The sequence below is a fragment of the Serinicoccus kebangsaanensis genome (assembly GCF_008919445.1).
GTDB lineage: Bacteria > Actinomycetota > Actinomycetes > Actinomycetales > Dermatophilaceae > Ornithinicoccus > Ornithinicoccus kebangsaanensis.
The window spans coordinates 1-2,335 of record NZ_VSLG01000030.1; the positions used below are offsets into that span (position 1 = coordinate 1).

Annotated in this window: 3 protein-coding genes; all 3 read left to right on the plus strand. The window is 65.0% G+C overall.

The window, feature by feature from the left end; genetic code table 11:
- Positions 1-49: 49 nt before the first annotated feature.
- Positions 50-947, plus strand: a protein-coding gene (locus tag FXF60_RS16335) for an IS5 family transposase (RefSeq protein ID WP_102708706.1) whose coding sequence is annotated in 2 segments (ribosomal slippage) — positions 50-400 and positions 402-947 — 897 coding nt in all. Because the reading frame shifts where the segments join, the coding sequence is not laid out codon by codon here.
- 256 nt (positions 948-1,203) lie between these two features.
- Positions 1,204-1,713, plus strand: coding sequence for a SigE family RNA polymerase sigma factor (locus FXF60_RS16340; RefSeq protein ID WP_238335897.1), 510 nt, complete (start codon positions 1,204-1,206; stop codon positions 1,711-1,713).
- Positions 1,710-2,243: a hypothetical protein gene (locus FXF60_RS16345; protein WP_151527041.1), complete on the plus strand. Its 534-nt coding sequence runs from the start codon at positions 1,710-1,712 to the stop codon at positions 2,241-2,243. The genes FXF60_RS16340 and FXF60_RS16345 overlap by 4 nt, the downstream gene beginning before the upstream one ends.
- The last annotated feature ends 92 nt before the right edge of the window (positions 2,244-2,335 follow it).

The following is a 2,335-nucleotide window of genomic DNA, read 5'->3' on the forward strand; positions in this document are numbered from 1 at the left end:
CTAGGGCGTGTCTCCCAAATCCGCAGTCTGCGTCGGTAAGGGTGATCGCATGTCGCGGTTGCAGACGCTCTCGGACGCCGAGTGGGACTTGATCGAGGACTTCATGCCGTCTTCGGACGGGCGGCGGGGTCGTCGGTTCTCGGATCACCGGTTGGTGGTCGAGGGGATCATCTACCGCTACCGGACCGGCGTTGCGTGGCGGGACCTGCCTGCGGAGTTCGGTCCGTGGCAGACGGTGTGGAAGCGGCACCGCCGCTTCGCAGGCGACGGGACCTGGGACAAGGTCCTGACGGCCTTGTTGACCAGGGCAGACACCATGGGCGTGATCGATTGGGATGTTGCGGTCGATTCGACCATCGCGCGTGCCCACCAGCACGCGACGAACACCAGGCGCCTCGCGGGGGGCTCCATCGAATTACATGATGCAGATGCCCGAGCCGGTCGATCATGCGATCGGGCGATCGCGTGGCGGTCTGTCGACGAAGGTCCATCAGCTGTGCGACGGCAAGGGACGTCCCATGGTCATCGCCGTCGGGCCGGGGCAAGGCAGCGACTCGAAGATGTTCCCGCACCTGCTCGCTGCGGTTCGGGTCCCGCGCGACGGGGTGGGGCGGCCTCGCACCACCCCTGACGCGGTGTTGGCAGACAAGGCGTACTCCTCGCGAGTTCACCGCACCCTGCTGCGCAGTCGAGGGATCACGGCTGTGATCGCTGAACCTCGGGACCAGCAGTCGAACCGGAAACGCCGTGGTTCGCGTGGCGGACGCCCGCCGCTGACCGATCCAGGCAGGTACGTCAAGCGGCACGTCATCGAGAACAGCTTCGAGCGGTTCAAGCAGTGGCGCGGCCTGGCGACCAGATACGACAAGCTCGCCTCGACCTACCGCGCCGCTGTCCTGCTGCGGGCGATCCTTCTATGGCTCCCCGCCCTCACCGAGCGGCCGTGACCACGGGCGTGGTTTCACGCTCACGCCGAATACAGCGCGTTGGCTGGCGGGTGCTTCGACCAGCCTGGCGCACCGGGGCTCAGGCGCATTTTCAGGGTGACATGCAGGTGATTGGCTGGCGGGGTGGCGGGGCGGCGCATACGGTCCGGGACGACGGACGCAGCGCCTTCGTCAGTACGACTTTTCCTTCTGCAACCTTTCCTTAGTCTGGTGCGTAGGTGAGTCATGATCGGGTTCATGACGAGGGAGCGGTCCGGTGCTGAGCGGTAAGGCTCAGCGGGATGCCGAGTTCACCTCCTTCGTCAGCGCCGCTATGCCCGAGCTGTCGCGCATTGCCTGGTTCCTCACTGGGGAAGTTCACGGTGCCAACGAGCTGGTCCAAGCGGCCCTAGTCAAGACCTACGTCGCCTGGACAACGGTCAGACCGGGTGAGGAGATCGCCTTCACCCGCAGAGTCATGGTCAACCATCGCACCGATCAATGGCGGCGCAGCCGACGTGAGGTGCTTTCCGGGGAGCCTCGGGACACCGCGGTTGAACGGTCCCCAGTGGACGAGACGGATGTCATTGACGGGCTCGTGCGTGCGCTCAGGACCCTGCCAGACAGACAGCGGCGAGTGGTTGTCCTTCGCTACTACTGCGACTTGTCCGAGAAGCAGGTGGCCGAGGAAATGCGTATGAGCCTGTCAGCAGTCAAGAGCGCGGCCTCACGCGGACTGAGCGCCCTTCGAGAACACGTCACGGAATTGGAGGAGTGGGCACGATGATGAAGACAGATGAGATCAGGCTGGGCGACGCCCTGCACTCGGTCGCCACGCCCTCGGGGCTGGGAGTGCCGGCCGCCGACGTTCTGAGCCAAGCCAAGCGAACCAAGCGGCGCAAGACGGCCGTTAGGACGAGCATGACGACGCTCTCCGTGGCGGCAGTGGCGGGCGCGGTGCTGTGGGGTGGCCAGTCGCTCCTCCCCGACCGTGATGCGTTGCCAGCTGTCCCAGCTGGCGAAGTGACGGACCTCGAGGAACACACCTACCCGGGTGTGCACGTGGAGGACATCTTCGACATGACGCACGAGGAGCAGTTGGCCAGCCTGGCCGAGTCCATGGGGCTGGAGAACCCTCCCGAGGTCGACGTCGTGGGCGAGGTTTCTCCAGCGGAATTCGAAGCCCTCTTCACAGAGTGTCTCGCCGACAAGGGTTGGGTTGCCGAGGGCAATGTTTATTCGTTCCCGACAGACCAGGAGCCTGCCTTCAACCTCGACAGGTATGTTTGCCGCGCTGCCTACGTGGTGATTCCGTAATAGCGCCCACAACGCAGGGACGATGAGCGCCAGGGGTCACCGGTACCGGCGAGCACCGAATACGCGCGCAGCCTGACGTACTCTCATGCCGC